1 protein-coding gene is annotated in these 718 nt (G+C 69.6%); it reads left to right on the top strand.

Features of this window, described 5'->3' with window-relative positions; genetic code table 11:
- Positions 1 to 623 (top strand): XkdF-like putative serine protease domain-containing protein (locus FJV41_RS49485; protein WP_246137914.1); only part of this gene is annotated, 623 nt, incomplete at its 5' end.
- Between the last annotated feature and the right edge of the window lie 95 nt (positions 624 to 718).

The following is a 718-nucleotide window of genomic DNA, read 5'->3' as shown; positions in this document are numbered from 1 at the left end:
TCCTCGTGAAGCGCATCCGGACGCCTCGCACCATCGCCGCCATGCGCGGCGTGGGCGGCTCCTCCGTGCTGACGCAGCTCCTCGTCAGCAACTACCAGCCCGCAGCGAAGGCGCTGGAAGGTGACGGGGACTTCACGCTCGACGACTGGCAACCGGAGGAGCCGCCCGGCACCGCCCCCTTCGCCACCACGACATCCCTCCTCAAGGGCGTCGAGCCCGACGACGAGCGGTACGTCCTGGGCGTCGTCCTGGAGCCGGAGACGGTGGACGCCCAGGGCGACCTCTACTCCGCCGCGGAGATTCGGCAGGCCGCGCACCGCTTCATGGAGGAGTTCGGCGGCCTGGGCCTCATGCACCAGATGCGAGTCAATGGGCACGTCAAGGTGCTGGAGAGCTACCTGGCCCCCGTCGACTTCGTCTTGGGCGAGGTGCAAGTGCGCAAGGGCACCTGGCTTCTCGCGGTGCGCGTCCTCTCCGACGAGCTCTGGGGCCGGGTGAAAGACGGGCAACTGACGGGCTTCAGCATTGGCGGCACCGCGCGCCGGCTCCCCGAGGCCTCCCCGTCTTCCGAGACGCCCCCTTCCGACACAACTGCCGCTGACTCCCAGCCGGAGGCCACATGACGAGCACCACCCAAGGCCCCGCCTCCGTCCACCGCCTCGTCGACATGGTGGTGGAGGAGGTGTCCCTCGTGGACAGGGCCGCCAACAAGCACCGC

The organism is Myxococcus llanfairpwllgwyngyllgogerychwyrndrobwllllantysiliogogogochensis (assembly GCF_006636215.1).
GTDB lineage: Bacteria > Myxococcota > Myxococcia > Myxococcales > Myxococcaceae > Myxococcus > Myxococcus llanfairpwllgwyngyllgogerychwyrndrobwllllantysiliogogogochensis.
The sequence above is the reverse complement of the archived record's forward strand: the minus strand, read 5'-3'. Positions and strand labels throughout refer to the sequence as shown.